At 61.8% G+C, this 21613-nt stretch carries 20 protein-coding genes; 2 read left to right on the plus strand and 18 right to left on the minus strand.

Annotation, left to right across the window (positions count from 1 at the left end):
• Nucleotides 1-9: 9 nt before the first annotated feature.
• The 8 genes from Q355_RS0107645 to Q355_RS0107680 all read right to left on the minus strand — a co-directional run bounded on the left by Q355_RS0107645 (nucleotide 10) and on the right by Q355_RS0107680 (nucleotide 8773).
• Entirely contained in the window at nucleotides 10-1269 is a 1260-nt protein-coding gene (locus tag Q355_RS0107645) for a glycerate kinase type-2 family protein (protein WP_027877258.1), read from the minus strand.
• A gap of 107 nt (nucleotides 1270-1376) precedes the next feature.
• The gene (gene glcF / locus Q355_RS0107650; RefSeq protein ID WP_027877259.1) at nucleotides 1377-2654 is read right to left on the minus strand and encodes a glycolate oxidase subunit GlcF; all 1278 of its coding nucleotides are present in this window, start codon (nucleotides 2652-2654) and stop codon (nucleotides 1377-1379) included.
• A 17-nt stretch (nucleotides 2655-2671) separates the two neighbouring features.
• Nucleotides 2672-3748, minus strand: a complete 1077-nt coding sequence (locus Q355_RS0107655; RefSeq protein WP_027877260.1) for an FAD-binding protein — start codon at nucleotides 3746-3748, stop codon at nucleotides 2672-2674.
• 3 nt (nucleotides 3749-3751) lie between these two features.
• Nucleotides 3752-5194: an FAD-linked oxidase C-terminal domain-containing protein gene (locus Q355_RS0107660; protein ID WP_027877261.1), complete on the minus strand. Its 1443-nt coding sequence runs from the start codon at nucleotides 5192-5194 to the stop codon at nucleotides 3752-3754.
• Between the two features lie 503 nt (nucleotides 5195-5697).
• The gene (locus Q355_RS0107665; protein WP_027877262.1) at nucleotides 5698-6375 is read right to left on the minus strand and encodes a queuosine precursor transporter; all 678 of its coding nucleotides are present in this window, start codon (nucleotides 6373-6375) and stop codon (nucleotides 5698-5700) included.
• A 55-nt stretch (nucleotides 6376-6430) separates the two neighbouring features.
• The gene (gene hpt, locus Q355_RS0107670) at nucleotides 6431-6961 is read right to left on the minus strand and encodes a hypoxanthine phosphoribosyltransferase (protein ID WP_027877263.1); all 531 of its coding nucleotides are present in this window, start codon (nucleotides 6959-6961) and stop codon (nucleotides 6431-6433) included.
• Entirely contained in the window at nucleotides 6867-7820 is a 954-nt protein-coding gene (locus Q355_RS15580; protein ID WP_036259003.1) for a pseudouridine synthase, read from the minus strand. The genes hpt and Q355_RS15580 overlap by 95 nt, the downstream gene beginning before the upstream one ends.
• A gap of 146 nt (nucleotides 7821-7966) precedes the next feature.
• Complete coding sequence (locus Q355_RS0107680; protein WP_027877264.1) at nucleotides 7967-8773, minus strand: enoyl-CoA hydratase/isomerase family protein; 807 nt, start codon at nucleotides 8771-8773, stop codon at nucleotides 7967-7969.
• A gap of 64 nt (nucleotides 8774-8837) precedes the next feature.
• On the opposite strand from Q355_RS0107680, the gene truB reads away from it, so the two are divergent.
• Nucleotides 8838-9767: a tRNA pseudouridine(55) synthase TruB gene (gene truB / locus Q355_RS0107685; RefSeq protein ID WP_027877265.1), complete on the plus strand. Its 930-nt coding sequence runs from the start codon at nucleotides 8838-8840 to the stop codon at nucleotides 9765-9767.
• A gap of 84 nt (nucleotides 9768-9851) precedes the next feature.
• Here the strand turns inward: truB and Q355_RS0107690 are convergent, their stop codons facing one another.
• On the minus strand, nucleotides 9852-10301 hold the full coding sequence (locus tag Q355_RS0107690) for an Lrp/AsnC family transcriptional regulator (RefSeq protein ID WP_027877266.1): 450 nt from the start codon (nucleotides 10299-10301) through the stop codon (nucleotides 9852-9854).
• A gap of 109 nt (nucleotides 10302-10410) precedes the next feature.
• Here Q355_RS0107690 and ald point away from each other — a divergent pair, with 109 nt between their 5' ends.
• Nucleotides 10411-11514: an alanine dehydrogenase gene (gene ald, locus Q355_RS0107695; protein ID WP_027877267.1), complete on the plus strand. Its 1104-nt coding sequence runs from the start codon at nucleotides 10411-10413 to the stop codon at nucleotides 11512-11514.
• A gap of 385 nt (nucleotides 11515-11899) precedes the next feature.
• Here the strand turns inward: ald and Q355_RS0107700 are convergent, their stop codons facing one another.
• The 9 genes from Q355_RS0107700 to Q355_RS0107740 form a co-directional block, all read right to left on the minus strand.
• The gene (locus Q355_RS0107700) at nucleotides 11900-12946 is read right to left on the minus strand and encodes a 3-dehydroquinate synthase (RefSeq protein WP_027877268.1); all 1047 of its coding nucleotides are present in this window, start codon (nucleotides 12944-12946) and stop codon (nucleotides 11900-11902) included.
• On the minus strand, nucleotides 12927-13472 hold the full coding sequence (locus Q355_RS0107705) for a shikimate kinase (protein WP_027877269.1): 546 nt from the start codon (nucleotides 13470-13472) through the stop codon (nucleotides 12927-12929). Before Q355_RS0107705 ends, Q355_RS0107700 begins: the two co-directional genes overlap by 20 nt.
• Before the next feature lie 89 nt (nucleotides 13473-13561).
• Nucleotides 13562-14713 (minus strand): chorismate synthase, encoded by a 1152-nt coding sequence (aroC, locus tag Q355_RS0107710; protein WP_027877270.1) that lies wholly within the window; start codon nucleotides 14711-14713, stop codon nucleotides 13562-13564.
• Nucleotides 14714-14990: 277 nt separating this feature from the next.
• The gene (locus tag Q355_RS0107715) at nucleotides 14991-16520 is read right to left on the minus strand and encodes a secretin N-terminal domain-containing protein (protein ID WP_027877271.1); all 1530 of its coding nucleotides are present in this window, start codon (nucleotides 16518-16520) and stop codon (nucleotides 14991-14993) included.
• Between the two features lie 9 nt (nucleotides 16521-16529).
• On the minus strand, nucleotides 16530-17561 hold the full coding sequence (locus tag Q355_RS0107720) for a hypothetical protein (RefSeq protein WP_027877272.1): 1032 nt from the start codon (nucleotides 17559-17561) through the stop codon (nucleotides 16530-16532).
• Complete coding sequence (locus Q355_RS0107725; protein ID WP_027877273.1) at nucleotides 17558-18163, minus strand: type IV pilus inner membrane component PilO; 606 nt, start codon at nucleotides 18161-18163, stop codon at nucleotides 17558-17560. The genes Q355_RS0107720 and Q355_RS0107725 overlap by 4 nt, the downstream gene beginning before the upstream one ends.
• A 1-nt stretch (nucleotide 18164) precedes the next feature.
• Nucleotides 18165-18830, minus strand: coding sequence for a competence protein (locus Q355_RS0107730; RefSeq protein WP_027877274.1), 666 nt, complete (start codon nucleotides 18828-18830; stop codon nucleotides 18165-18167).
• Entirely contained in the window at nucleotides 18823-19959 is a 1137-nt protein-coding gene (gene pilM / locus Q355_RS0107735; protein ID WP_027877275.1) for a type IV pilus assembly protein PilM, read from the minus strand. The genes Q355_RS0107730 and pilM overlap by 8 nt, the downstream gene beginning before the upstream one ends.
• Before the next feature lie 465 nt (nucleotides 19960-20424).
• Nucleotides 20425-21432, minus strand: a complete 1008-nt coding sequence (locus tag Q355_RS0107740; RefSeq protein WP_027877276.1) for an isocitrate/isopropylmalate dehydrogenase family protein — start codon at nucleotides 21430-21432, stop codon at nucleotides 20425-20427.
• Nucleotides 21433-21613: the final 181 nt, after the last annotated feature.

Genomic DNA, 21613 nt, shown 5'->3' on the forward strand with positions numbered 1-21613 from the left:
CAGGCGTCTTTAGCCTTTGTTGTCCACCACCAGCACCCGAAAATCGTTGAGGTTGTTGGCCGTCTCGCCGGTGATGAGCAAATCCCCTAGGGCCTGGAAAAACCCGTGTGCATTGTTGTTGTGCAGCAAATCCTTGAGGTTCAGGCCCATCCGGTTGGCCTGGTTCCAGCTATCGGGCCGCAAGATGGCGCCCGCCGCAGGGGTGTTTCCATCAATGCCGTCGGAGTCGGCGGCCAGAGCCCAGAGGCCCTCCTGGCGTAGATAGAAAGCCAGCCAGGCCAGAAACTCCTGGTTGCGCCCCCCCTGGCCCGACCCCCGCACCGTGACGCTGGCCTCGCCGCCGGAGAGCAACACCACCGGAGGGCGGAAGGGCTGTGCGTGGACGCGGATGCTTTGCACCAGGTCGGCATGGAAGCGGGCCAGCTCGCGGGCCTCGCCCTGGAAACGGTCGGAGAGGATAACGACTGAATACCCCCGGGCCTGCCAGAAGCTCCGGGCGGCCTCGAGTAGAACCTGATTGCTGCCTATAAGCCGGTTTTCTACCCGCTGGAAGAGGGCCTCGCCCGGCTTGGGCGACTCGGGCAGGGTGCCCCTGGCGCCCTGGATCAGGTGGGCCCGCACCTGGGGGAAGTCCAGGCCGTACTTGTCGAGCACCGCCAGGGCCTCGGCAAAGGTGGTCGGGTCGGGCACGGTGGGCCCCGAGGCGATCACCGAGAGGTCGTCGCCCGGCACGTCGGAAAGGTACAGGGCCAGAATACGGGCCGGGGTGGCCGCCGCCAGCCGCCCGCCCTTGAGGGCCGAGACGTGCTTGCGCACCGCGTTCACCTCCTGGATATCGGCTCCTGAGCGCAATAGTGCTTGGGTCAGGGCCTGCTTGGTGGGTAGGTCAATCCCCCAGGGTGCACACAAGAGCGCGCTGCCACCCCCCGAGACCAAAAGCAGCAGCAGCTCGTCGGCTTTGAGGCGACTGACGGCTTGCAGGACTTTTTGTCCGGCTACCACGCTCTGCTCGTCGGGGACGGGGTGGCTGGCCGGTATGATCTGGCCCCCATCTGCTCGAGGCCAGATGCGGCCTTCCTCGGCCTTGGGCACCGCGATAAACGGAACCCGGGGAAACCGCTCCTGGGCGGCGGCCAGCATGCTCATGGCTGCTTTTCCCACCGAAACGATAAGCGCGGGCGTTTCTTGTGGCAGGTGCGCTGCGGTGAGGCGGGCGGGGTGGGTTTGCTCCAGGGCGTGCTGGAAGCTGGCGACGAGCAGCTCGCGCATACACGCATTCTATCCGCAATGGCCGCGTCAAAGCCTATCACCGCAGGGCTGAGGCTGCTAAAGGTCGAGGGATGCGCGGCGCGTAGCCTTCGATGTTCAAGGCGATTTTACCGCTCGGGCAGGATGGGGCCTCCGCTGTAGGCCCGCTCGAGCAGCTCGAGGGTGTGCAGCACCGGAATTTCCCGCCCCAACTTACGCAGGTGGCTTTGGATCTGGGTAAAGCAGCCGATGTTGCCGGTGACCACCAGCTCGGCCCCGGTAGCCAGGATGTGGCGGGCTTTGCGTTCGCCCAGGGTGGCGGCGATTTGGGGCTGCTCGAGGTTATACGTACCTGCCGAGCCACAGCACAGCTCCCCCTCGGGAATCTCGAGGAGCTCGAGGCCGGGGATGCTTTGCAGCAATTGGCGCGGTTCGGCCCGCACCTGTTGGGCATGGGCCAGGTGGCAGGCGTCGTGGTAGGCCACCTTGAGGGGCTTTGGCAGCGGGGGCACTTCCTTCAGGCCCAGCTCGACCAAAAAGACCGAGACGTCCTTGACCTTGGCCACCAGCTGACCGGCCTGGGCTTGCTCGGCTTCGCCGTGGAAGAGCAGGGGGTATTCCTTGAGGCCCGAGCCGCAGCCCGCGGCATTGGTAAGGATAGCGTCGTAATCGCCAGCAAAGGCAGCCAGGTTGTTGCGGGCAAACTGCAAGGCCCGGGCCCGTTCGCCGGTGTGCATGGCCAGTGCGCCGCAGCAGCTCTGGCCTTTGGGGATGACCACCTCGACGCCATTCTGGGCCAGCACCCGCAGGGTGGCACGGTTGAAATTGGGCTGCAACACCTGCTGGGCACAGCCGGCCAGGAAGGCCACCCGGGCCCGCCGCTGGCCCTCGGCGGGTACTACCTCGGGCAGGGGCTCCTGCCTGGGCAACCCATCGGGGAGGAGCTCGAGGGGAGCCTTCAGCAAAGGCGGCAGAAGGGGCTTCATGAGCTTGCCTAGCTGGCCCAGCCGGGCCGCGGCGCGGAAGCGGGCGGGGTAGGGGAGGGTCTCCTGGATGGCCAGGCGAAAGAGCTTCTGGAAGGGGGAGCGCTGTCGCTGGGGTTCGCTCCAGCCCCGATAGGTGGTGATGAGCTCGCCGTAGGGCACCCCGCTGGGGCAGGCCGTGACGCAGCCCTGGCAGCCCAGGCACTTGTCCAGGTAGGGCTGGGCCTCCTCTAGTTGCAGGTGGCCTTCCAGCACCTCCTTCATCAGGAAGATGCGCCCCCGGGGGGAGTCCATCTCCTCGCCCAGCACCTGATAGGTGGGGCAGGCTGGCAGGCAGAAGCCGCAGTGTACACAGGCCTCGATGGCATGGGCCATGATTTCGCCCTGGGGGCCGAGCTTTTCAACGTCAATCTTGTGCTGCATAAAGCTCCATTGAGCGGTCAGGGGTGATATGGGGTGAACTTGCCCTGCGGGTCGAGCGCGGCGGTAACGCGGTGGCCCATCACTTGCCCCAAGTCTATGCCAATCTGGGGACGCGGCGTAGTACCCTTTAGAACCAGGCCAGATAAGTTTTCCGACTTGAGCAGGGTATCCAACCGCTCTAGATCGTTGTTCCAGGCCATATACAGCAGGTTGCCGGCGCTCATATAGCGCCTGGGAGCGCCGCCCAGTGCTTTTTCCAGGGCGGGGATCTGCCGGGCGGTGAGCGCTACCTTGACCAAGTAGCCCTCGCCCAGGTTGAGCGGGTTCAGGTGGCGCCAGTACTGGGTTTCAGTATCGCCCTGCAGGACTTCGCCGCTTCTGCTCAGAAAGGATTGCAGCCGTTCCAGTCGGCTCGGCAGGGCTTCGGGCAGGCCGCCCAGGCGCAGCACCAGGGTGGCGGGGGCCTCGAGGTCAAGGGCATACAGCTCGATGGGTGAACCCGCCAGCTTGTAGAGGGCTTCCAGGGCCGCTTCCAGCGCAGGAAAGGTGACCCGCAGGGTGGCGGTGGCTTTGGGGAAGGGAAAAACCTTGAAGGCCAGCTCGGTCAGGATGCCCAGCCGCCCCAGGCTGCCGACCATCAGCTTGGGCAGGTCGAACCCGGCGGCATTCTTCACCACCTTGCCGCCGCCGCGCACCAGGCTGCCCTCACCGTCCACGAACTGCACCCCCAGGATGAAGTCGCGCACCCCGCCGTAGCGCTGGCGCAGGGGGCCAGAAAGCCCCGCCGCTACAGTGCCCCCCAGGGTGGCCCCCTGCTCGACCAGGGGGGGGTCGAAGGGCAGGTACTGCCCGTTTTGCGCCAGCAGTTGTTCCACCTCGGCCAGCCGGGTGCCGGCCCGGGCCACCAGCACGTACTCGCCCGGGTCGTACTCCAGCACCCCCGACAGGCCGCTCATCTCCAGCACGGCCTGGCCCTCGCGGGGTGTGGAGAGCGCCGGTTTGCTCCCGCCCCCCCGGGGCAGAACTCGAGGTTGGCTGCGGACGGCTTCCTGCACCTCGGCGGGGCTGGTGGGGTAGAGCGCATCAGCCGTCATGTGCTACTCCCGCCAGATGACCCCGGCTTGCTCCAGGGGGTGGGGGCCGGAATGCTTAAGCGCAGGGGCTTCGCCTCCAGGGAACATTTTGCCCCGGTTGGATAGCTCGGGGGGGTCGAGGGCCCGACGGATGCGCTGCATGGCGGCCAGGTCGGTCTCGGAGAACATCTCGGTCATGTAGGCTTTTTTCTCCATGCCCACCCCGTGCTCGCCGGTGATGGAACCGCCCAGCGCCACGCACAGGCGCAGAATCTCCCCGGCCAGTTCCTCGGCCCGCTCGAGCTCCCCCGCCACCCGCCCGTTGTAGAGGATCAGGGGGTGCAGGTTGCCGTCGCCCGCATGGAAGACATTGGCGACCCGCAGGCCATAGTGCTCAGAAAGTCGCTCAATTTCCTGCAGGGCCTGGCCCAGCCTGGAGCGGGGCACTACCCCGTCCTGCACGATGTAGTCCGGCGAGAGCCGCCCCACCGCCGAGAAAGCAGCTTTACGCCCCTTCCAGATTTTCATGCGCTCCTGTGCACCCTGGGCCACCCGCACCTCGTAGGCCCCGGACTGCCGGATGACCTGGTCTAAACGGCGGGCCTCGGCTTCGACCTGGGGAACTTCGCCCTCGAGTTCCACAATCAACAGGGCGCGGGCCTCTTGGGGGTAGCCGGCCTGGACGGCGGCCTCGGCGGCTTTGATGGCCAGCGAGTCCATAATCTCCATCGCGCCCGGCAAAAGCCCCGAGGCCACCACCGCTGCCACCGCATCGCCGGCTTTGGCCAGCGAGTCGTAGGCCGCCAGCACGGTGTGGTAGGTCTCGGGCTTGGGCAGCAGGCGCAGGGTGATCTCGGTGGCGATGCCCAAAAGTCCCTCGCTGCCCACAAACAAGCCCAACCAGTCGGGGCCGGTGTTTTCCAGGCTTTCGCTGCCCAGCGTCACCGTCTCGCCGTCGGGCAGCACCACCTTGGCCGCCAGCACGTGGTTGGAGGTCATGCCGTACTTGAGGCAGTGGGCTCCGCCAGAGTTAAAGGCCAGGTTCCCCCCGATGGTCGAGACTGGCTGGGAGGAGGGATCGGGGGCATAGTAGAGGCCATAGGGGGCGGCAGCATTCGAGACTTGCAGGTTGATATAACCCGGCTGTACCACCGCAATGCGCTCTTTGGGCTCGAGCCGCAGGAGCTTGTTCATGCGATTAAGCCCGATGACCAAGCCGCCCTCGATGGGCAACGACCCCCCCGAAAGGCTGGTGCCGGAGCCCCGGGCCACATAGGGTAGCTGGTGCTGGGCACAAAAGCGCACCGCTGCCACCACTTCATCGTGGCTTTCGGGCAGCACCACCGCCAGGGGTCGGGCCCTAAAGGCCGTGAGGGCGTCGGACTCGTAGGGTGCGAGTTCGCCCGGCCTATGGAGCAGGCGGCTGGGCGGGAAGAGGCGCGTTAACTCCTGCAAACCTGGGTTCATGGATACCCCCGGGCCCTGGCCCGCGCGGGCTCGAGCGGGTTGCTGGTATTGCTGGCTTCAGTATTCATCTGCGCTCCCTGGTGTGCTTTGAAGCTAGCCTTATTCTGGGGTTATGTCAATATATAAAACTATTTTTTACTGGACAAAAATAACCCCTCCTGTGCCTTGGCTATGAGACCTGGTGAGCAATGTCTTTGATTTGTTCTGTTTCTGGGGTCCCCGCCTGAAGCGCGGGTGGCAACCGCCTGAAAAACGATGGTGCTCCAACAGTCCCTAACGGAGCGATTCGGGCGGGGTGCATGTAATACCGGATTCAAAAAGACATTTTTCAAACAAAAAGCGCTAAGAGGCTATCTTTTTGAATCCTAGAGCACTCCCTTCGGTCGGGTTAGTTCGTCACCGTTCAGTGACGAACTAACCGAATCTGGTATAAAAAGAGGTCTGGCTCGAGCCAGACCTCGAAAAGCCCAAACCTGCCCCAGTGAGGCCAAAGCGGCTGGGCTCTAACGCAGCAAAAATGGGTTGAAGCGGGTGTCACGGTCGTAATAGTCTTCGTTTTCGGCTCGCTTCAAGAAGCCAACTACGCCGTAGGTAACAGGGGTCAGGAGTACTTCGACGCCGACTTTAAAGATGTAGTTTGAGACAAATACCGTCCAAAGCAGGTTGTTGTCCCAAACACCATAGAAGGCCACCAGCAGAAAAATGGCGGTATCCAGCCCCTGCCCCACCAGGGTGGAAGCGATGGTACGCAGGGCCAAAAAGCGCCCCTGGGTAGCCACTTTGAGCCGGGCCAGGATGTAGCTGTTGGCGAACTCTCCCACCCAGTAGGCCACCAGGCTGGCCAGCACAATGCGGGGAACCAGGCCCAGGATGGTGGAAAATGCCTCGGCGGATTTTTGACTAAACTCGTCGGAGGGTGCGGGTAAGGCCCCCACCAGACCAAAGGTGAGCGCAGACAGCAGCAGTAAAAAGAAGCCAGTCCAGATCACCCGGCGGCTTCGCTTGTAGCCGTACACCTCGGTGAGCACGTCGCCAAAAATGTAGGCCAGCGGAAACAACACTGTACCACCGTCAAAGGTAAAAGGGCCCAGGAGCACCACCTTGGTCGAGGCGATGTTGGAAACCACCAGCACCACTACGAACAGGGCTGTGATGATGTCAACGTAGCGGTAGTTTTTCATAGTTTGCATTTGCTAAGTTTGGGGCTTTTGCAAGCTCACAGCGCTATAGCTGCTTCTAGGCCTGTGAGGTGATGAAGGGCAGGTTGCGGTCAAACTGGCTGCGGTCGAGGCCGTAGCCGTACACAAAAGCATCCTCAATTTCGAAGCCCAGGTAGTGGATGGGAACCTGAACCTGCCGCCTGGAGGGCTTGGAAAGCAGGGCGGCAATTTTGAGCGAGGCGGGTTGACGGGCTTCCAGCATACGCAGCAGGTAGTTGATGGTGATGCCAGTATCCACGATATCTTCGACCACAATTACCTGGCGGCCCGCAATGGGCATGCGCAGGTCCTTTAGCAGCTCCACCTCACCGCTGGTTTTCTGGGCATCGCCATAGGACGAGACCGCCAGGAAGTCTATGGTTAGCGGCATGTCGATGGCCCGCACCAGGTCGGCCATAAAGATGAAAGCACCGTTGAGCACGCAGACCAGATGGGGCTCCTGGCCCTGGTAATCAAGTTTTATCTGCTCGCCCAGCTCGCGTATGCGGGCGGCGATTTGGGCTTCGCTGATCTGTACTTTGCCGTTTCCGGGACGAAAGACGCTCACTGCTCGATTCTACGGTACTCTTACTGACCCGTACATCCGTCTCGGGTGTCTTTGCTCTTTTGGGCCGGGGGCTTTGGCTCGAGGCGGCCTTGGGCTTGCCCGCAGATGCGGTTTTTGCGACGACAGCCTTGGGCCTCTGGACTTGGGGAGGTTTACGCAACCTGGGCAGGGCGGTGCTGGCGTAGAGCAGCTTGATTTCTTCTGGGGTAAGGTAGCGCCACTCGCCGACCTCGAGGTCGCCCAGCTCGATTGGCCCCACCGCCAGCCGCACCAGGCGCAGAACCGGATACCCTACTTTGCCCAGCATGCGGCGCACTTCGCGCTTGCGTCCCTCACTCAAAACCAGCTTGACCCCATCTTTGACCGGACGGGCCTCGAGGGCCCTGGCCAGCCCATCCCCCAGCATGACCCCCTGCACCAGTTGCTGACAGGCTTCCTTACTAACCCTGCCGTTTTTGCACCAGGCCCGGTAGAGCTTGGACACCTGGTTGCGCGGATGGGTAAGGTGTTGGGTGAGGTGGCCGTCGGTGGTCAGGAGCAACAACCCCTCGGTGTCTTTGTCTAGCCGTCCGACCGCGTGCAGGCCGGGGTGTTTGGGAACCAGCTCATAAACAAGCTTTTCGGCGTGCTCGTCCTCGTGCGTGGTGGTGTAGCCCTTGGGTTTGTGCAGGGCAATGACCACACTTTTTTGTGGCATGCGTACCCGCTCGCCGTCCAGCCGCACGATGTCGCCCGGCTGCACGACCGCACCGATTGTGGCAACCTGCTGGTTGATGGTTACTCTCCCTGCGCGAATCAGGTCTTCTGCTTTGCGGCGGCTGGTAATTCCAGCGCGGGCTAAAAATTGCTGTAAACGCATACCCACCATAGTATTACTTGCCGGGCAAAAGAGCATGGAAATGGGGTCGGAACCCCTATTGGGTCAGGTCAAAACCTTTTGAGTTTGCGGGCCTTCCCGAGCAAGCACAACCGATAAAAACTTGCCTGAGGTGGTCGCGGAGGGTTTTACAGGGGAGATTTCTTTTGAAAGTTGGGACGGCGCTTTTCGCGCAGCGAACTCAGCCCTTCTTTGGCATCGGGACCTAAAAACCCCATGAACTCGAGGGCCAGCGAGGTGTCGAAGTTGGGCCCCATCATGCGCAGCCAGTTGTTGAGGGCATATTTGGTAAAGCGAATGGCGCTAGGGGAGCCCTGGGTCAGCCGCTGCGCGATTTTGAGGGCTTCGCTGTAAACCTCGCCGTCCTCTACGCACCTCGAGACCAGTCCAATGCGTTCGGCTTCCTCGCCCGAGAGCGGCTCGTTCAGGAGAAGGTAGTACTTGGCCTTGCTTAGCCCGCACAGCAGGGGCCAGACCATCACCGCGTGGTCGCCCGCCGCTACCCCCAGCCGCACGTGCCCGTCCACGATGCGGGCTGTTTTTCCGGCCACACTAATGTCGGCCAGCAAAGCTACGGCCAGCCCAGCCCCTACGGCGGGCCCTTCAATCGCAGCCACAATGGGCTTGGAACAGTTCACCACCCCGTACACCAGGTCGCGGGCCTCCTTCCAGACCCGCAGCAAGGCCTCATAATCCCGGATCATCTCCTCGATCATCTCGAAGTCGCCACCGCTGCTAAAAGCGCCACCCTCACCCCGCACCAACACCGCCCCGATGCTTTCATCGGCGTCGATATCGCGCCAGACATAGGCCAGTTCGCGGTGCATCTGACTATCGGCGGCATTGAGTCGGCCAGGATTGGAAAGAACCACCTCGAGCACACCTTCACTGGGTTGCGAAAACTTCAAACGCTGATAGTGTTGTTGCCAGCCCATGCCAGCAGTTTACGCCTCAGGCCGACTACCCACTGTGGGTTAATTATGGGTACAATCCGCTGGCATGGCCCTATTTGCCGTGAACAAACCGCTGGGGCGCACCTCGCATGACGTGGTGGACATGGCCCGTAAACTACTCGGTACACGCCGGGTGGGTCACACCGGAACCCTCGACCCCCTGGCTACGGGAGTTTTGATACTGGCCACCGATGCTTCGACCAAACTGGTGCCCTTTCTATCTGCCGAAGAAAAGGAGTACCTGGCCTGGGTTTCCTTTGGTGTAACCACCGAGACCCTGGACGCCGAGGGGCCGGTTGTGGGGCCTTTGGCCGTTTACCCCACCCAGCGCGAGATTGAAGCGGCCCTGCCGTGGTTTTTGCAGCTTACCGAACAGACTCCCCCAGCCTACTCGGCGGTGAAGGTAGGGGGTGTCAAGGCCTACGAGGCGGCCCGTAAAGGTCAGGCCCTCGAGCTAACCCCACGCCCGGTCAAATACCACGAGGTGCGCCTGCTGGCCTACGACCCTGCGCCCATCCCGCACCGCATTGCTCCTTCGGCAACCGGCTGGCAGCTTTCCGAACGGGGCCGCGCAGTGGAGCTGCCCAGGCCGCTGGGTGACTACCCCACCGCAGTCATTCGGCTGGTGGTGGGGCCCGGTACATATGTGCGCTCGTTTGCTCGAGACCTGGGCCAGCAATTGGGCACCCGGGCCTTCCTTTCGGGGCTGGTGCGCACCAGGGTAGGCAAGATTGGCCTCGAGCAGGCCCAGGAGATCGAAAACCTGGACATGAACAAAACCATCGATGCGCTCGAGGCCCTCTCCTGCCCCAGCGTGGAGCTCTCCCAGGCCGAGACCAAGCGGGTTATGGAGGGCGTGCCGCTGGCTATTCCGGCTAGGGGGCTGGTGGCCCTGCTCGACCCCAAACGCCGGTTGGTCGCAATCGCCGAAGGCGATGGTTTCAAACTGCGTATCAAGCGGGTCTTCAAAGAGTAGTAATACCGATGGGTAGCGCTGTGAAGCCGGTGCAGTACCGGCCCCAGCAAACAAAAGGCCAGCCTCTGGGGTTTTGGGGGCTGCTCAGTCCACCTCAAAGGTTTCTTTGATGATGGGTTGCGACAGCACCACCGAGGTGCGGGTGCTGCCATAGAAGCCAAGCTGCTGAATCAGCTCCTGTAAATGTTCCACCGAGGGGGTCATGACCTTGGCCACAAATGACGACTGGCCGGTCACAAAGTAGCATTCCCGCACGGCTTTGGTGCTGCGGGCGAACTCGAGCATCTGCTGATAGCGGTGGGGCGGGGTGGCTACCTCGATCAGCGCCGTGACGCTGTACCCCAGGGCTCCGGGGTTAATCCGGGCCCCATAGCCAGCAATGATGCCCGCGTCCTCCAGGCGCCGTACCCTTTCGGTAACGGCAGGCGTCGAGAGCCCCACCCGGCGGCCCAGCTCGCTGTAGGAGAGCCGTCCATCCCGCTGAAGTTCGTTCAGAATAGCCAGATTGAATTTGTCTAGTAGCTTGGAAGCCATATGGCCTATTTTGGCTTAAGAAACTAAAGCAAGAATGATATTTGCCCTTAAGTTCCCACTTTCCTTTGTGCCTCAACCCGTCTAGGCTTGGGAAAAACAGGAGGTTGCTATGGTGATTGGTGTTCCCAAGGAAATCAAAACGCTCGAGAACCGTGTGGCCCTTACGCCGGGCGGTGTGACCAGCCTGGTACGGCGGGGGCATAAGGTACTGGTACAGGAGGGGGCCGGGGTGGGCTCGGGCCTCTCTGATGCCGAGTACCAGAAGGCCGGAGCCGAGATAGTTAGCGCGCAGGAGGCCTGGGCCGCCGACCTGGTAGTTAAGGTCAAGGAGCCCATCGCCGAGGAGTACAAGTACCTCCGCCAGGGCCTCATCCTCTTCACCTACCTGCACCTGGCTGCCGACGAGCCGCTCACCAAAGCCTTGCTGGCTGGGGGTACCACCGCCATTGCCTACGAAACAGTGCAGCTCGAGGACGGCTCGCTACCTCTGCTGCTGCCCATGAGCGAGGTGGCGGGGCGCATGGCGCCGCAGGTGGGGGCGGCTGCGCTGGAGAAACCCCACGGTGGGCGCGGCGTGCTTTTGGGTGGTGTGCCGGGGGTGGCTCCGGCCAGCGTGGTGATTATCGGTGGTGGTATCGTGGGTACCAACGCCGCCAAGATTGCCCTGGGTATGGGAGCGCAAGTAACCATCCTGGATGTCAGCAAGGCCCGCATGCAGTACCTTGACGATGTGTTTGGTGGGAGGGTTATCACCCTTTCCTCCACCGAAGCCAATGTGGCGGCCTCTATTCGCCACGCCGACCTTTTGATTGGGGCGGTGCTGATTCCTGGGGCCAAGGCGCCCAAGCTGATTACCCGCGAGATGCTTTCCACCATGAAAGAGGGCTCGGTGATTGTTGACGTGGCCGTGGACCAGGGGGGATGTGTCGAGACCATTCACCCCACCACCCATGCCGACCCCACCTACGTGGTAGACGGCGTGGTGCACTACGGTGTGGCCAATATGCCGGGGGCGGTACCGCGCACTTCCACCTTTGCCCTTACCAATCAGACCCTGCCCTACCTGCTCAAGCTAGCCGAGAAAGGCCTGGATGCCTTGCGCGAAGATCCCGCCCTGATGCTCGGCCTCAACACCCACCAGGGCCAGCTGACCTGCCACGGGGTGGCCGAAGCCTTTGGTCTGCCCTACGTTGAACCCAGGGCGGCCCTGTAGCGTCCTCTTCAAGCGGCACACCCCTCAGGCCGTTCGGCAAAAAGAGCGTGGCCCGATGCTGCAGGGAGTGCGCTCTGTCCCGAAGGGGATCGTCCCATTGGTGCACGGGCACCGCCCGTCCCGAAGGGGATCGTCCCATTGGTGTACGGGCACCGCCCGGAATGATATGAACCCCGCCTGAATCGTTCCGTTACGGAGAGGTTAGGGCATCATCGTTTTTCAGGCTGTTGCTACCCGCGCTTCAGGCGGGGCTCCAGAAAAAGAACAAATCAAAGACATTTCTTATGACTTTGCTCGAGGTGAAGCGTCATGGCAGCAGGGGGCTGTGCACCCAAACCCAGCGTCGGCGGTGCTTATGGGCGGAGGCCGCAAAAGAACCTCGAGGTCAGGAAGATTTTTGCTGATGCATGGCGGCTACCAGGCTCAGGAACTCCTGATAACAGCCCATCAGTACCTCTTCCGACACGGGCCGAATATCGAGCTGACCCATGTCCTTAGGTATGACCCAGTTAAGGGCCTTGCTTAGTTTTTTCTTGTCGCGGCTGATGAAGGGTGTTAAATCACCCCAGCCCAGACGGGGGAGCGGGGGCGGGGCGAGCCAGTGCAAAAACTGTAACACCGTGGGCACCAGGTCTGCGCCGCCTAGGGCGCGGCCCAGCAGGGCGGCGAAGAGCAGTCCGTAACCCACGGCCACCCCATGCGATAACGCGCCCTGGGTAGCCCCCTCGAGGGCATGGGCCAGGGTGTGCCCCAGGTTGAGCTTGCGGCGCTCATTCTGCTCGGTAGGGTCGGCCTCGACAATCTGCACCTTGACCATCACGGCGCGGGCCAGGTAGCGCTCGAGGCCCTCCCACTCCAGTGAAACCGGCGCCACGTTGACGAGCACCTCGTCACCGGCGATAAGGCCGTGCTTGAAGGCTTCCACCAGGCCCTCCTTGAAGGTTGGGGGTGGAAGGGTTCGCAGGGTCTTTAATTCGGCATAAACCCCTTCTGGGGCGTAGAACGCACCCACCAGGTTTTTGCCTTCGGGCAGGTTGATGCCGGTTTTGTTGCCCACCGAGGCGTCCACTACGGCCAGCGTGGTGGTTGGCAGGCTGATGTAGCGCACCCCCCGCAGGTAGGTGGCGGCCACAAACCCCCCCAGGTCGGTGAGGCTACCCCCCCCCACAACGTACAGGGTGGTATCGCGCGGGAGGGCCTGCTGTGCCAACCAGGACAGCACCCGAGCATAGTTCGCCAGGCTCTTTACCCCTTCGCCGCCGGGAAGGCCCAGGCTGGCGGCAATATCCAGGCGGGTGGCTACTTCCTGGGCGTAGCCCTCTACTGCCAGGTCAAAGATGATGGCCCGGGGGCCGGGAGCTTGGGGCAGCTCGAGGTCAAACCCAATATGAATCGGGTAGGGGACAGGATGTTTAATCTGTAGCTTCTGCATACTCCCACAGTCGCTCGATAATTTCGTCTATCACGTCGGAGATTCGTCGGCCATCGGTGGAAACATGGATGGTGGCCTGGCGGTAGATGGCCTCTCGCTCAGCCAGGAGCTGCTGGATGCGTTTGAAGGGGTCGGGGTTATCGAGGATAGGGCGCTGACCAGGGCGGCGGCTGACGCGCTCGAAGATGGTGCTGGGGCTGGCCCAGAGCGCCACCACCGGCCCGCGCTGCAACAGCTTCTGGCGGTTTTCTGGGTTGACAAAAGTGCCGCCGCCCAACGAGAGCACCAGATAGTCTTTCTGGGTGAGCTCGTTGACTGCCTCGGCCTCGAGTTGCCGGAAAGTCGGTTCTCCCAGGTGGCGGAAAATATCGGCCACCGAAAGCCCCATCTCGCGTTCGATGTAGCGGTCGAGGTCAATGAAGTGCAGCATCAACTCGCGGGCCAGTTCCCGCCCAATACGGCTTTTGCCTACGCCCATAAAGCCCGTAAGGGCCACCCAGGTTACGGGGCGCTCAATCTCAATCATAAGCGGGTTGGGGGCCAGCCACGAAGACGGTCTGGTGCTTTACTGGCAGCGCTCCTAATTTGATATTTGTTTGGCTTCATTGGTAAAACCTAGTATCGCAGCACCCGCTCTTTGTATCGTTCTACCCGCTCGATAAGTTCGTCCAGGGTATCGCCGCCAAATTTTTCCAGGTAGGCCTGGGCCAGCACGATGCCGACCAGAGCTTCCAGAATTACGCTGGCCGCAGGTACAGCCGTTACGTCGGAACGTTCACGGGCGGCGTCGGCGGGCTGGTGGGTGACCACGTCCACCGTGGGCAGTGGCCTCATCAGGGTGGCGATGGGTTTGAGGGCTGCCCGCACCACCAGCTCCTCGCCGGTGGTCATACCGGCCTCGGTGCCCCCGGAGCGGTTGCTCTGACGATAGTATCCCCGGCCTTGTTCCCAGTAGATGGGGTCGTGAACCTGCGAACCCAGCCTCATGGCGTTGCCGAAGCCGCTACCAATCTCCACCCCTTTGATGGCCGGGATGCTCATGACCATCTGGGCGATGCGCCCGTCGAGCTTGCGCTCCCAGTGCATCTGGGAGCCCAACCCCATCACCAGGCCCTTAAATCGCGCTTCGATAACGCCCCCCAGGGTATCGCCACTGGCCCTGGCCGCGTCCACCCGGCGGATGACCTCGGCTTCAGCCTGGGGGTCGGCCATTCGTACCGGACTGGCTTCGATGCGCTCCTTAAGGTTCCACTCAAAAGGCACTTCACTCCAGACCCCGGCCATGCCATCGACAAATGAAGCACTCTCTACCCCAAAGAACGAGAGTAACTTGTGGGCAATAGCCCCTACCGCCACCCGCATAGCGGTCTCGCGGGCCGAGGCCCGCTCGAGCACGTCTCGCAAATCTTTGTGGCCGTACTTGACCCCTCCGGCAAGGTCGGCGTGACCGGGCCTGGCCGCCGTAAGGGCTTTTTTGCGGGGTTCGTTGCCTGGGGCTGGATCCATTATCTCGACCCAGTTGCGGTAGTCGGTGTTTTTGATGACCAGCGTAACCGGAGCCCCAGTGGTACGTCCGGCCCGCACCCCGCTCATGAACTCCACCGTGTCGGTCTCGATAACCATCCGCCGTCCACGCCCATACCCGCCCTGGCGTTTTTTGAGCCAGGGGTTGATGTCTTCTACCGTAAGGGGCAGTTGGCTGGGCAGACCCTCCACAATGCCAGTAAGCTGCGGCCCGTGGGATTCTCCAGCAGTCAGAAAACGCATGAACAGAATCTAGCATAAGTAGGGGTGATGTCCAAACCACACACCTTGGGACGATCCCCAGGGAAGAAGGACAGGAAATGTCTTTGATTTGTTCTTTTCTGGGGTTCCCGCCTGAAGCGTGGGTAGCATTAGCTCGAAAAACCAGGGTGCTCCAACAATCCCCAACGGAATGATTCGGGCGGGTTCACACGAGGGTTGCACCAGGCTGCCCTTGCAAATATCGCAGGAAAAACAGAAAAGCCGGGGCGATGCCCGGCTTTTGCAGTGAAGGTGTTGTTTAGCGCTGGGCAACGTCCTTGACAATGCTGCCCGTGATGATCACGATGAGCTCATCGTCCTTGACGCTCGAGGTTCGCTGCTTGAAAAGCTCGCCCAGCAAGGGAATATCACCCAAGAGGGGAACTTTGCTTTCGGAGGTGTCGGTAACTTTTTGCACCAGGCCCCCCAGAACCACCGTCTGGCCGTCGCGGATACGCAGTTTGGAAAGGGTGGATTGCTGGGGGATGCGGATGCTGCCCGCGGGGCCATCGGCGGGGTCGCCACCGGTTTGGGTGAAGACCTCGAGCAGGATATTGCCATCGGTCGAGACCTGTGGACGTACCCGTACCAGCAACCCGTAGTCGAACTCGCGCACCGAAATCTGGCCGCCAATCGTAATTGGGATCAGCAGCCGGCCACCCACCTTAATTTCCGCACCCTTGGCTCCAGTCGTCCGGAGGTCGGAGGTGTCGGCGCCGTAGTTGTCTTCGACCAGCAGGTTTGCATCGCTCAGGCGGCGCGAGAGCTGCTGCTTTTCCAGTGCGTCCAGCACGGCCCGGATGTTGAGCGAGGCCAGGCTGCGGGTGGCGTCGAAAATCAGGTTCAGGCCGGTTGACAGGAAGCTGGCTACCAGGTTGCCCCCCGATACGGTTTCCCACTTGATGCCCAGGTTGCGGATTACTTCGCCCGATACAGCCTGCACCCGAATTTGCAGCTGCACCTGTTGCACCGGCCGATCCAGGCTAGGAATCAGGCGCTCGGCCAGGGCAAGCTGCTCGGCGGTGCCGGTGACGATAATGGTATTGGTGCGGGGCTCGGCGACCACGGTTACCTGGGGTGCTGCCGGGGCCGCGGCCTGGGCCTGTCCCTGAGTCGGTGCACCCTGGCCCTGGGCCTGGGCCGCAATGGCCTTGCCCAGCACGTCGGCCAGCTCGCTGGCGCGGGCGTGTGAGAGTGCAAACGACTTTTGTACCAGCGGAATGGTCGGCGTGGTGGTTCTGGGAACATCAATGCGTTGCAGGAAGCTAAGGGCATCGTTTACAGCGCGTGAGGGGCCGCTTATGGAGAGCACATTCTGCCCCGGCACTGCGCGCACGGTGACACCAGGCACCTCTTGCTGAACGAAGGTGGCCAGCGCCGCTGGGTCGCCCGAGCGCACCTGGTAGAACTCACGCACCGTTGGCTCGGTGGAGGGGGCAGGCTGGGCGGCTTGTCCGCGGGCCCGCTCCACAACTTCCTTGGGCCCTACCACAATTACGTTGTTGTCGAGCAGGGCGTAGGTAATGCGGCCGTCGCCGTAGGTGTTTATGAGCAGATCCCAAACCTGCCGGAAGGGTTTCTGGTCGATATCGGCAGTGACGCTAACGTTGGGGATGTCGCGCAGAATGGGGGATAGCCCCACGCTTCGGGCCAGGGCATCCAGGAGGGCTGGCAAGGGCAGGTTGATGCCAATGTTACTTACGGGTTGGTCGAAGCGTGCATCCCTGGGCAAAGTACCCTGGGCCAGCGCCAGACTCAACACCACCAGAAGAGCAAACAAACGCTTCATATTCACCGCCTAGGGGGTATCCATTGTCAGGTTCAGACTCTGTGAACCTTGTACCAAGAGGGCTTCTTTTGCGCTCAAGCTTTTGAGCAGTACATCACTACCGGGCAGGGTGCGGCCTACTGGCAGCACGATAAAACCATCCTTGCTCTGGAAGATGGCCACGCTGGTCGGGCCCAGCACCACCCCCGAGAGTTTTAGGTTTTGTTCGCGCACAAAGCGGGCTAGAGGCGTTTCCTGGGTGATTTCCTGCCCGCGGGCCAGGTTGCTTTTGGGCTCGAGCACCTGGGTCAGCCGGGCATTAATCTCGGCCCGCGCAAACTCGAGGGTGCTGCCGCTGCCTGCGGTAGCTGTGCGCGGGGTATCGGCCACATCGAGGGCCGCCGCTGCTTTAGCTGCACCATCGGTGGTATCGCTCAGCTCCCGCTCCAGAGGCGCGAGCCGGATGGGCAGGGCACCCGAGCCCAGGCTGATCGCGTTGGGCAGGCTGGCCCGGGCTGTACCCTGGGCCAGGCGGGGTTGAGCGGTAGGGGTGGACGGTGGGGTTACCCCTGGGGTGGGCCGGGTGCCGGGTAGGCTGGGGCGCGGTAGCGGTGTGGTGGGCTGGCGCACCTGAACCTGGGCGGTCTGGCGCGGGATGGGCTGCGAAGCCACCGGCGGGGTAGAGACCGGGGCCGGTTGAGTGGGCTGAGCCACGGCCGGTGCAGTGGTTTCGATGATTAAAGGCACGAAGGGGTTGGGTGGCACCGTTACCCGAGGCTGGGCCGCAACAGCCCCAGCGGTGGCTTTGTCCTGCTCCTTTGGCGGCTCTGCACGGGTGGCCTCGGTAACCAGGAAGGGTACGGGGAGTACCTCGAGGGGCCGGGCGGTGGTAAGCGGCGCCGAAGGCTCTACGGGTGCAGGGGTAGGGGTGGGTGTGGAAGGCTGTTGTGCGGTCTGAGTTGGACGAAAGAAGCCGATATACCAGGTCGCCACTGCCCCTACCAGCAGGGCTGCCACCAGGGCCACTTTGGCGGTTTGGGGCATGCGCTGGAAGAAGTTCATGGCCGACCTCCAGGCGGGGTGCCCTGGGCTGGCTGACCCTGTCCGGTATAGGTGTAGACCGTCATGGTCAGGCTGGTGTTGATGATGGGGTTGATGGCCTGAGCCTCGGTGGCGGCAGGCCCGCTGCTACCGAGGGTGAGGTTGAGGCCCGAGACGGTGGCGAAGCGCTGCAAGCCCTCGAGGTTTCGCAAAAACACATACAGCTCGGGGAAAGGCGACTCCACCTGCAAAGCCAGGTTGGTGGCTCGCACATTGGCAACCCCCTGATTATCGCCTGCTCTGCGGCTCAGGGTTCGCAAAACCACCCCACTTTCCCGGGCCGTCTGGGTCAGCGAACTCAAAACCCGACCGAGCTGTTCGGTGGGGGGTAGCTCGCGCAAAAACTGCTGCCGCTCGGCATCGAGGCGGGCGATGGTCTCGCGCAGCTGGGGCAACGCTCGCTGGGCCGCGCGGCCTCGGTCGCGTTCGACGGTAAGGCGATCTACCTCGGCTTGTAGCTCCGGTATGCGCCCTTGCAGGGGCTGAGTTACCAGGAAGTACCACATCATTCCCAGCAACAAGGCCGCCACTATGGCGACGATGGCCCACTCACGCTGGCCCATTCTAGCGAGAAGGGCTACCACTGTCTTCACCTCCTGTGGTGTTGCTGGCGGTTGTCCGGGCTTGACCAACCAGGCCGATGATGGCGTCAAAGGTGTAAAGCTGCCGCTGCGGATCCAGGCTGGCGTTCTGGAAGTTGATGCCGAAGCGCGGCGAGGTCTCGAAGGCCTCGACAAAACGAATCAGGGCGTTCTGGCCGATGGCTTCACCTTGAAGGTTGAACTCCACACTGACCGGCTTGCCGTCGTAGAGGCCGTTTTGCGCGTTGTTCTGGATTTCTTGGGGCGTGAGGGTTTTGGTGCCGATGCTACGCAGGGCCACCCCAAACCGGCGGCCTTCCCGTGGAATCTGATTGATGACCTGCGCCAGATTGTCCGACCAGGGCACAAAGCGTTCGCGTAGCTGGTTGCGTACTGCGAGGAGCTGCTCGAGTTCGCGCTGCTGCTGATTAAGGCGATTTTGCTCGGCTATGAAGGGGCGCAGCACGTCCACCTCCACCTGTAGCTGGTCGCGCTGGTTTTCCAGCGCCTGTACCCGCGAGAGGGTAGAAAGGTGGAAGAAAGCCGCGGTTCCCAGTACCGCCAGCACCACCGCCGCCGCTGCCAGACGCCACCAGCCAGGCTCGACCCGGCGGCGCAGGTTTTTGGGTAGGAGGTTGAGTTTAATCAAGCGGATTCACCCCCCGTAGAGCCAGGCCCACCGGTACAGTAAACTCCGGTGCCAGACCGCGCAGGTACTCCAGATCGAAGCGGCTCTTGTCAATCTGGATACCCTGCCAGGGATCGGCGGTTTCCAGTGGGATGCCCAGCGTGTCGGATAGGAGTGGCACCAGACTTCGCAGCTTACTGCCTCCCCCAGCCACAAAGCCCTGATCTACCCCGAGGTCGCCTACCTGCACCCGGAAGAACTCCAGGCTTCGGCGCAACTCGGTGGTAAGTTCGACCAGCACCGGGCGAATCGCATCGTACATGCGGGCCGGGTTAAAGCGCTCACGCTCGGCGTCAAAGTCGAGGAGCAGGTCTTCATCTTCGGTGGGGATGGTGGCCAGGCCGTAGTTTTTCTTGGCGTCTTCGGCGGCTAACACATCGAGGTTGAAGGCCTTCGAGATAGCAGCGGTGAAGTCTTTCCCCGAGAGGTTGATGACCCGGTTCAAAAGCAGCCGCTCACCCCGGGTTAGCACCAGCGCCGAAGTCTCGGCCCCAATCTCGAGGAACAGGGTGATGGGCTCACGGTCGGTGACCACCAGGCGGGTATTGAGGGTACGCAGACCGGCAAAGGGTTTTACGTCTATCACCAGCGGCTCCAGACCGGCGGCCTTAAGGGCTTCTACCAGGCTGGCCACCGTCTCCTGCCGAGCTGCGCCCACCACCACGTCCATTTGTTCGCCATCCGGAATGGACTCGAGGGGATCGAGCGGTGCATAGTCCAGTACCACCTCGTCAATCGGGAAGGGGATGTAGCGCTCCGCCTCCCAACGCACGGCCTCCTCCAGCTGCTTGAGGGGCATCTTGGGCACCTGTAAGGTACGGGTAATGACCGCCAGGTTGCTGGCGGCCGTGACCACATAGCGCTTGCGGGTGCGCATTTCGGCCAGCATCTCTTTGAGGACATCGGCCAGTGCGCCCGGCTCAATGATCGACCCCTCCTGGATAACCCCGGGTGGGGTGGGCCTGATGCTCAGGTTCTTCAGACTGGGGGGAGTTCCGGACAGCTCGACCATCTTGATATTGGCCGATCCAATCTCGAGGCCAAGCGCCTCGATCCTGGGTCTCAGCAACCCGCCAAAAAAATCACGCACGCTGCCCCCTTTCCCACATAAATCTTAAACTACGTGTCAGTATAACACGGTAAATCTGCGTAGCAGCGGTCATATTGCTACTCTAGTCCAGGTCTTAACCTTTAGATGGTGCATTTGCACATCCAGGCTTAATAGAATGCCAGAGGCGCGATTTTTGGCAGAAGCCAGCGCGCTATCAATTTGGGTTGGCCTTGTCCATGCCAGGGGCTTCATCTCTTGTTGCCCTTTCCTTATGCTGAACGCCCCTAGGGCACAATTTACTCAGTACAACAAAAACGGTTGCACTGGGTATTTGTGGGCACCCCCTTATACCCGATTCAAAAAGATAATCTTCAAACAAAAAGCGCTAAGAGGCTATCTTTTTGAATCCTAGAGCACACCCCTCGCTGCGCTCGGCGAAGAAAGCGTATCCCTTCGGTCGGGTTAGTTCTTCACCGTTCGGTGACGAACTAACCGAATCTGGTATTACAAAGCCCGGGCTACAGCCTCGGCAAACTGCAGGGTGGTGGCGTTGCCGCCCAGGTCGGGGGTACGGGGGCCCTCCTCGAGCACCCTGTCTACGGCGCGCTCCACCCGCTGGGCGATTTCATGCTCGCCAAGGTGCTCGAGCATCATCACCGCCGAGAGTATTGTGGCCGCCGGGTTGGCAATGCCTTTCCCGGCGATATCTGGCGCGCTGCCGTGCACTGGCTCAAACACCGCGTGCTTTGTGCCGATGTTGCCGCTGGCCGCAATGCCCAGGCCTCCTACCAGACCAGCGGTGAGATCGGAGATGATGTCTCCAAACAGGTTGGTGGTTACGATAACGTCGAAACGCTCGGGGTTGCGTACCAGCTGCATGGCGCAGTTATCGATGATGATGTCCTGGGTCTTGACCTGGGGGAAGCGAGCGGCCTCGGCCAGTACGGTGTTCATGAAGAGGCCCTGGGTCATGGGCAGCACGTTGGCCTTGTGGGCCACATGGAGCTGTTGGCGGGGGCGGCTGGCGGCCAGCCGGGCGGCGTACTCGCCGATGCGGGCGCTGGCTTTGCGGGTAATTACCGTATCGGCAATGGCAATTTCGCCATCGAGGTAGCTGCGCTCCTGTTCTACATAAAGACCTTCGGTGTTTTCACGCACCACCACCAGGTCTATTCCTGGCCTCGAGCCCGGTACCGGATGGTGCTTGGCCGGGCGCACGTTGGCGAACAGGTCTAGCTTGCGCCGCATGTAACGGATGGCCCCAAAAAAGCCCGGCACCTTTTTGCTGGGGCTAGTGGCCGCGCCGAATAGGGTGGCGTCGGTGTGGGTTACGGCCTCGAGGGTTTCCTCTGGCACCGAGATACCTATTCGCTCGAAGGTTTCCCAGCCTGCCTGGGCCTCGACAAACTCGAGCTTGAGCCCGGTGGCCTCCAGTACCAGCCTGGCTGCTGGAATCACTTCGTGTCCGATGCCGTCGCCTTCAATTAGACAGATCTTGTAGGTCTTACTCACAGTATCACCCTGGCTATTTTATATCGCCTTCACAGAGATGCCCATCGAATGCTTATACCGGATTCAAAAAGATACTCTTCAAACAAAAAACATCAAGGGGCTATCTTTTTGAATCCTAGAGCACTCCCTTCGGTCGGGTTAGTTCGTCACCGTTCGGTGACGAACTAACCGAATCTGGTAT

Source organism: Meiothermus cerbereus DSM 11376 (assembly GCF_000620065.1).
Taxonomy (GTDB): Bacteria; Deinococcota; Deinococci; order Deinococcales; family Thermaceae; genus Meiothermus; species Meiothermus cerbereus.

Excerpts from the sequence above, each read along its gene's own strand:
- Q355_RS0107645 (WP_027877258.1), bottom strand. The coding sequence starts at position 1,269 with ATGCGCGAGCTGCTCGTCGCCAGCTTCCAGCACGCCCTGGAGCAAACC.
- glcF (WP_027877259.1), bottom strand. The coding sequence starts at position 2,654 with ATGCAGCACAAGATTGACGTTGAAAAGCTCGGCCCCCAGGGCGAAATC.
- Q355_RS0107655 (WP_027877260.1), bottom strand. The coding sequence starts at position 3,748 with ATGACGGCTGATGCGCTCTACCCCACCAGCCCCGCCGAGGTGCAGGAA.
- Q355_RS0107660 (WP_027877261.1), bottom strand. The coding sequence starts at position 5,194 with ATGAACCCAGGTTTGCAGGAGTTAACGCGCCTCTTCCCGCCCAGCCGC.
- Q355_RS0107665 (WP_027877262.1), bottom strand. The coding sequence starts at position 6,375 with ATGAAAAACTACCGCTACGTTGACATCATCACAGCCCTGTTCGTAGTG.
- Q355_RS15580 (WP_036259003.1), bottom strand. The coding sequence starts at position 7,820 with ATGCGTTTACAGCAATTTTTAGCCCGCGCTGGAATTACCAGCCGCCGC.
- Q355_RS0107680 (WP_027877264.1), bottom strand. The coding sequence starts at position 8,773 with ATGGGCTGGCAACAACACTATCAGCGTTTGAAGTTTTCGCAACCCAGT.
- truB (WP_027877265.1), top strand. The coding sequence starts at position 8,838 with ATGGCCCTATTTGCCGTGAACAAACCGCTGGGGCGCACCTCGCATGAC.
- Q355_RS0107690 (WP_027877266.1), bottom strand. The coding sequence starts at position 10,301 with ATGGCTTCCAAGCTACTAGACAAATTCAATCTGGCTATTCTGAACGAA.
- ald (WP_027877267.1), top strand. The coding sequence starts at position 10,411 with ATGGTGATTGGTGTTCCCAAGGAAATCAAAACGCTCGAGAACCGTGTG.
- Q355_RS0107700 (WP_027877268.1), bottom strand. The coding sequence starts at position 12,946 with ATGCAGAAGCTACAGATTAAACATCCTGTCCCCTACCCGATTCATATT.
- Q355_RS0107705 (WP_027877269.1), bottom strand. The coding sequence starts at position 13,472 with ATGATTGAGATTGAGCGCCCCGTAACCTGGGTGGCCCTTACGGGCTTT.
- aroC (WP_027877270.1), bottom strand. The coding sequence starts at position 14,713 with ATGCGTTTTCTGACTGCTGGAGAATCCCACGGGCCGCAGCTTACTGGC.
- Q355_RS0107715 (WP_027877271.1), bottom strand. The coding sequence starts at position 16,520 with ATGAAGCGTTTGTTTGCTCTTCTGGTGGTGTTGAGTCTGGCGCTGGCC.
- Q355_RS0107720 (WP_027877272.1), bottom strand. The coding sequence starts at position 17,561 with ATGAACTTCTTCCAGCGCATGCCCCAAACCGCCAAAGTGGCCCTGGTG.
- Q355_RS0107725 (WP_027877273.1), bottom strand. The coding sequence starts at position 18,163 with ATGGGCCAGCGTGAGTGGGCCATCGTCGCCATAGTGGCGGCCTTGTTG.